Source organism: uncultured Cardiobacterium sp., from assembly GCF_938028185.1.
Classification (GTDB): domain Bacteria; phylum Pseudomonadota; class Gammaproteobacteria; order Cardiobacteriales; family Cardiobacteriaceae; genus Cardiobacterium.
In genome coordinates this window covers 1-3,012 of the sequence record NZ_CALJAH010000169.1, presented here as the reverse complement: position 1 = coordinate 3,012, position 3,012 = coordinate 1, and the positions used below count along the sequence as shown (strand labels likewise).

2 protein-coding genes are annotated in these 3,012 nt (G+C 54.1%); both read left to right on the top strand.

What is annotated here, in order from left to right; genetic code table 11:
- The first annotated feature begins 212 nt into the window (after nucleotides 1-212).
- Nucleotides 213-1,007: an enoyl-ACP reductase gene (locus Q0349_RS05005; protein ID WP_298079782.1), complete on the top strand. Its 795-nt coding sequence runs from the start codon at nucleotides 213-215 to the stop codon at nucleotides 1,005-1,007.
- A gap of 605 nt (nucleotides 1,008-1,612) precedes the next feature.
- A partial coding sequence (locus Q0349_RS05000) for an AAA family ATPase (RefSeq protein WP_298079781.1) occupies nucleotides 1,613-3,012 on the top strand: 1,400 nt, incomplete at its 3' end.

Sequence of the window (3,012 nt, the reverse complement as noted above, 5' to 3'; positions counted from 1 at the left end):
CGCCGTATTCTTCTATTTTGGCGACCCATTTACATGGATAGGCTACATTTTTACGCCATTGGTTCTTGCATTGATTATGGCGACTCTTTTTTTAATACAGAGACGAGGTCAGGCAAAGCCATAACCACCTGCAACCCCAATGATTACCCGCCCCTTCCCCACCCTGCAGGGCGAGGGGGATTCTCAAAAACCTCAAAACCAAGGACAAAACCATGGGCTTCCTCAGCGGCAAAAAAATCCTCATCACCGGCCTTGCCAGCAACCTCTCCATCGCCTACGGCATCGCCCAGGCCATGCACCGCGAAGGTGCCGAACTCGCCTTCACCTACCAAAACGACAAACTCAAACCGCGCGTCGAAAAAATGGGTGCCGAATTTGGCAGCCAAATCTTCCTGCCCTGCGACGTGGCAAGCGACGCCGAAATCGACGCCGTCTTCGCCAGCCTGCAAGAAGCCTGGGGCGGGCTGGACGGCCTCATCCACGCCATCGCCTTCGCCCCGCGCGAAGCCATCGAAGGCCGCTTCCTCGACGGCTGCACCCGCGAAAACTTCGCCCTCGCGCACGACATCAGCGCCTACAGCTTCGCCGCCCTGATGCGTGGCGCCGCGCCCCTGATGAAAGGCCGCAACGCCGCCGCCCTCGCGCTGACCTACCTCGGCGCGGTCAAAGCCATCCCCAACTACAACACCATGGGGCTGGCCAAAGCATCCCTTGAAGCGGCCATCCGCTACCTCGCCGCCGACTTGGGACAAGACGGCATCCGCGTCAACGGCATCAGCGCGGGGCCCATCCGCACCCTTGCCGCCTCCGGCATCAAGGACTTCCGCAAAATGCTCAAAGGTTTCGAAAAAACCGCGCCGCTGAAACGCTGCGTCACCATCGAAGAAGTGGGCAACACCGCCGCCTTCCTCTGCTCCGACCTCGCCTCCGGCATCACCGGCGAAATCACCTACGTTGATGGCGGCTACAACATCTACTCCTCGGTACAAATGAGCGACGACGAATAACGCCGCACAAACAAAAAACCACCGCTTGCGGTGGTTTTTTGCATTGGCATCCCAAACGGGGACGGAAGATCTTTCCGCCTCCCGCTATAATTAAACCGTACCGCATATAGCGATACTCACAACGTTCTGTACACGACGCGATACCGTACAGGGCTTTGTGAGGATTGCCATAAACCGCCATAAACCCGGACCTCAACCCCAAACAGGAGTCATAGATGAGTGATCTGCAAAGCCAGAAATACCGCATTGATCAAATGCGTCAGGAATTGAACCAGTTTTCCCGCGCTGCCAACGATGCCCTCAGTAGGCAATATCTGAATGCTGCTACCTTACAAAAGCTAGGGATAGTAGTCCCGCCAAACAAATCTGTATTTTGGATTATCTTTATCCTGCTCGCCATTTTCCTTTCCGTGGTCACGCAAACCGTTATTCCCGGCATCATTGCCAGCATTTATGCTGTATTCAAATTTGTCGGGGAATTGTCAAAACAAGAAAAAGCTCTTGCCAATTATTTTTTTGGATTTCTCTTGATTCAGGGAGAAAGCAATGACGACAGATACCCCATAAAACTTATCTGCTCCTATAACTTGTATAAACGGGAAGGGTTGTATTTCGGTTCATACAATAGTGCCAATATTAACAACACCCAGTATGGCGACATCATCTTTGCCATCAATCAAAGCGTAAACGACGACAGTGACAAAATAGGGGATGAACTGTGCTATATCGTCATGCGCAAGGAAGGGCCAATGCCCATGATGGTGTGGGACGGTTCATCATATGTATATAAAGGCGAAATCGCTCCCGCCAATCGGCACATTAAAGAACTCGCGCTGCAATTTGCCCAAAAAATAGACCTCTGGCGTGAATGCTGTCGGGAAACGGAGGCCTATGACGAACGGCGGCGCACCGAAGATGCCTTCAATATCCACCGCGACTTGCCGCAACCTTCACCTGCTACCGCACGGCAAGAAGCACGACGCGCCGCCGAACTGGAAGCCGCCCGGCAAGCACGTGAAGCCGAGGAAGAAGCGGCACGCCAAGCAAAAGAAGCTGAAATTGCCGCCCGCTGGGAAAAAGTCTATCTGCCGGAAAACCTCAAACAAAACATCCGCCAACTGGGTAATGCCTTTGCTGCGGGCAAAAACAGCGCGGCGCAGGGCATCCTCCTCTACGGCGCACCGGGAACGGGCAAGTCGCTTATCGCCCGCACCCTCGCCGATACCCTCGATTGCGGCTTTATTGCTATTAACCTGCACGATTTGAAAGGGCGCTATATCGGCGAAAGCGGACAGAAAGTCAAAGAAATGTGGGACAAAGCCAAAGGGTATCCGCGTTGCATCATGTTTATTGACGAATGCGAAAGTATTTTCGTCAAACGCGGCAGCATGAGCAGCGACAGTTTTACCGATGACATCGTGCAAGCATTCATTGCCGAATGGGATGGTTTTGACAAACAGCAAACCGTATTGGTGCTGGGCGCGACCAACCGCCGCGATATTATGGATGAAGCGGTATTGTCGCGCTTCGCCGAGCAAATCGAAATTCCCCTGCCCGATGCCGCCATGCGGCAATCCATTTTTGCCGCCGAACTCGCCGCACTCACATGGCAGGGCGAATTGCCGGAAAATAGCGGCGATTATCTGCAAGGATTTTCCGGGCGGGAAATAGCCAATCTCGCCCGGCAAATGGTGCGCAATGGCGACGACATCAATGAAGCATCCCTTGCGGCGGCCACCCGCGACAAACGTACCGGCAACAACAGTGCTGTCGATAAAGATGCCACCTGGGACAAACTGGTGCTAAATGATGCCAACAAAAAAGTGCTGCATTCCGCCTGCGCCGTTTTTGCCAATGCCGATGCCCTGCGCGCCAAAGGCATCAGCATTCCGCGCGGCATACTCCTTTATGGTCCGCCCGGCACCGGCAAAACTAAAATTGCGCGCACGATGGCAAACGAAAGCGGCCTGTCATTCATCAGTGCCTCCACCGCTGACCTGAAAGC

What these genes read in the sequence shown, in the direction of transcription:
- Q0349_RS05005 (WP_298079782.1), top strand. Translation starts at nt 213, where the DNA reads ATGGGCTTCCTCAGCGGCAAAAAAATCCTCATCACCGGCCTTGCCAGC.